We start from the raw sequence: 2,092 nt of genomic DNA on the forward strand, positions 1-2,092 counted from the left end.
AGCAACAAAGTTTACGAAAAGCCTTAAGAAAAGAGGCTTTCTATATAAGACGGACCACCCGTTTCATGGGCCGTGAAAATTTCTATATGAAAGTTTGCATTTGCATGAGCTGATCTTGTTATATTTTTATATTTTAGGGTAAATAAAAATTAATCACTAATTTAACGAAAATATTATAAAAGAAGGCAGGGATCAGCATGAATTCTGAGTATAATTCTAAATCATTCAAACATGACCGTTATATTGCATCATTGACTGAAGAATTGTTGAATAAAGAAGATTTGAAAACAAAAGAAATACTTACCAAAGAACGCACAGAATATACTCGCGGCGCTGATGCTGTCATAAAAAGGGTACAGCGCAAATATCTTGAGGAAAGAAGATACATTGAAATTGATAAGGCTTTAGATGATAAAAATGAAGCGAGATTCCTTGCTTTAACATCCAAGGGCTGGGAGCATGTTTTATCATAAAAAATACATTTGCCATATAAATAGAAGAACCGCATCAGTCCGGAGTGATTCAGCCTAAATAGGCGGATCGCTCCGGACGTTTTTGTTGTTTTACTGAATGATGGCAAAATGGGTTCTTTTTAATAGTATATTATGTGTTTGGAATATGCGCAGGCGAGGAGCGAGTGAGATGGAGCAAGGAGGAATGAGGCTGGCCAGAGTGTTCATTGCCAGCCCGTTTTTCGATCAGGAGCAGGTTGAAAGGGTAAAACGGCTGGAAAATGCCTTATCACGCAATCCGTATGTGGCAGATATTTTCTCTGCGCGTTTTCATCAAAATAAACACCTTGCGTTTGGATCGCATGAGTGGAGAAAAGCTACGTTTCAGCAGGATTTAAAATTCTTAAGAAGAGCGGATGCTGTGGCCGCTATTCATGATTTTACAGGGAAATGCACAGACAGCGGCACAGCATTTGAAATTGGGTATGCCTTTGCCATGCAGAAACCGATTATATTAATCAAAGAAAAAAGTGGTGTGCCTAACTTAATGCTTGTTGAGGGATTGCATGCGTATTTGCAGAGAGTCGAAGATGCGGCTTCTTATGATTTTCTCAATATGCCATCTATTCCATATGAGGGACCTGTTGTTTGATCAGTATGTGAAGGAAAACCGGCCAGTCTAAAAGGACTCGCCGGTTTTCCTTTTTGCAGAAGCAGGTATGCTGCTTGCGAGGGCTTGGATGTTTTGTGCGACCTTTGTGCTGTAGGTGAAATCTCCATAGCAATACGGATAGCGGAAATTATTCTTATCTCCTCCGCAGGTGTAAAGATCCGGCTTCTTTTTCACTTGGATCATGGAGAAATCCTTGGCTAATTTCTCGCTGTGCCTACCGCCGTGACTCGCAACATAATCGATGTATCCTGTTCCCATGTTATAGGCTTGAATGATTGTTTTAAAATCTACCTTTTTTCTATTTCCGTAAACAACGGTTCTATGAAAATGTTTTATGCCATGCTCGATGCTTTTCTTTGGATCATGGATGGAATTTGGGGCAAGGCCGATCGATTCAGAGGCCTGCATAGGGTCTCCGCCTCTGCCTTTGCTTTCCTGCTGCATAAGGGCGACCAGCACAGCTGTATATTTTTGAAGATGGTATTTTCCTAGTTCGTCCTGTATGAGCGGAGTATACTTCTTTACATTTGCATATGGATCTGGTTTCACTTGTGGAACGGTGTTTTCTGCAGTATTCGTGATTACTTGTTTTATCAGTAAAAATGCGGCTAATAATGCAAGCATTATAAGGATGGTATTTGCCTGCTTTTTCCGTTTTTTCTTTTTCATAGAGTCTCTCCCAATATGAGCTGTCTATCATTATTATAAACTGCTGAGCTTCCGATATCATGCATTTTGTATAAAAGAGTCAAGCTCTGCACCATACTTGTCCTTTTTGCATAATATAAAGAGGATTTCCTTCATGAGGATTTTGGGAGGATAAGATATCAGACGTACTGGCGGGTGAAAAGATGGATTACAGCGGACTGACAGGAAAAGTCATTACGCCGGAAGATAAAGAATACGATGTGCTGCGGAGAGATTATAATCTTGATAAAAATAAGTTTCCGCTTGCATTGGTCTATTG

Annotated in this window: 3 protein-coding genes; 2 read left to right on the top strand and 1 reads right to left on the bottom strand. The window is 40.0% G+C overall.

Annotated elements, in window-relative coordinates; all coding sequences use genetic code 11:
* The first annotated feature begins 197 nt into the window (after positions 1-197).
* Together BIV59_RS16715 and BIV59_RS16720 are read left to right on the top strand one after the other, a co-directional pair.
* The gene (locus BIV59_RS16715; protein WP_071352594.1) at positions 198-473 is read left to right on the top strand and encodes an IDEAL domain-containing protein; all 276 of its coding nucleotides are present in this window, start codon (positions 198-200) and stop codon (positions 471-473) included.
* 169 nt (positions 474-642) lie between these two features.
* Positions 643-1,104, top strand: coding sequence for a nucleoside 2-deoxyribosyltransferase (locus BIV59_RS16720; RefSeq protein ID WP_071352595.1), 462 nt, complete (start codon positions 643-645; stop codon positions 1,102-1,104).
* A 27-nt stretch (positions 1,105-1,131) separates the two neighbouring features.
* On the opposite strand, the gene BIV59_RS16725 is transcribed toward BIV59_RS16720, so the two are convergent.
* Complete coding sequence (locus BIV59_RS16725; protein WP_071352596.1) at positions 1,132-1,794, bottom strand: lysozyme family protein; 663 nt, start codon at positions 1,792-1,794, stop codon at positions 1,132-1,134.
* Positions 1,795-2,092: the final 298 nt, after the last annotated feature.

The sequence above is a fragment of the Bacillus sp. MUM 13 genome, from assembly GCF_001866725.1.
In the GTDB taxonomy this organism is placed as follows: domain Bacteria; phylum Bacillota; class Bacilli; order Bacillales; family DSM-1321; genus Peribacillus.

Bases quoted from the DNA above. Each gene is read 5' to 3' on its own strand.
- BIV59_RS16715 (WP_071352594.1), top strand. From the start codon at position 198: ATGAATTCTGAGTATAATTCTAAATCATTCAAACATGACCGTTATATT.
- BIV59_RS16720 (WP_071352595.1), top strand. From the start codon at position 643: ATGGAGCAAGGAGGAATGAGGCTGGCCAGAGTGTTCATTGCCAGCCCG.
- BIV59_RS16725 (WP_071352596.1), bottom strand. From the start codon at position 1,794: ATGAAAAAGAAAAAACGGAAAAAGCAGGCAAATACCATCCTTATAATG.